Below are 898 nucleotides of genomic sequence, written 5' to 3' on the forward strand. Positions count from 1 at the left end.
TGTACTGACCCCAAAAAGTTAGACAAATAATTATTAAAAGGATTTAGTTCTGTACTGCACAGGACTAAGTCCTTTTAGTTTTACCTTAATTCGTTTGTTGTTGTAATAATCAATATAGTCTACAATAGCCTGTTCCAATTGGTTAAGTGATTGGAAGGTCTTCTCATAGCCATAAAACATTTCGGATTTCAAAATACCAAAGAAAGATTCCATCATGCCATTGTCTGTGCTGTTACCCTTACGTGACATGGATGGCTGAATCCCCCTACTCTCTAAGAACTGATGATAAGAATTGTGTTGGTATTGCCAGCCCTGGTCACTATGGAGAATAGTATTCTCGTAGTATTCCTCTGAGAAGGCTTGTTCTAACATCGTCTTTACTTGTGCTAAGTTCGGTGACCTAGAAAGATTATAGGCGATAATTTCGCTATTAAAGCCATCCAAAACTGGCGATAAATAGAGCTTTTGACTGCTTGATGGAATGGCAAACTCTGTCACATCTGTGTAGCACTTTTCCATTGGTTTAGAGCCTTCAAATTGACGTTGAATGAGGTTATCTGCTTTCTTGCCAACGTCTCCTTTATGAGAAGAATACTTGCGTTTCTGTCGCATTTTAGCTTGTAAATTGAGTACTTTCATCAAGCGTTGAACTCTTTTATGATTGACTACATAACCACGATTTCTTAATTCTAAATGAATTCGACGATATCCGTAATTTCCTTTGTGTTCGGTAAAAATGGATTGAATTTCAGCTTTAATCTCTTGATCCTGATCTGGTTTGTTTAGCTGTTTCAAGTGATAGTAGTAGGTAGAACGAGCGAGTTTAATGGCTTTTAGAAGAATATCTAACGAAAAATCAGCGATTAATTCTCGAACAATTTCCGTCTTTCTTCTTTCT

1 protein-coding gene is annotated in these 898 nt (G+C 36.7%); it reads right to left on the reverse strand.

Annotated features, from left to right (window positions below; translation table 11 throughout):
- Window positions 1-33 precede the first annotated feature (33 nt).
- A partial coding sequence (locus QM911_RS09845; RefSeq protein ID WP_414313879.1) for an IS3 family transposase occupies window positions 34-898 on the reverse strand: 865 nt, incomplete at its 5' end.

This window comes from Streptococcus infantis, assembly GCF_047460825.1.
GTDB lineage: Bacteria > Bacillota > Bacilli > Lactobacillales > Streptococcaceae > Streptococcus > Streptococcus infantis_V.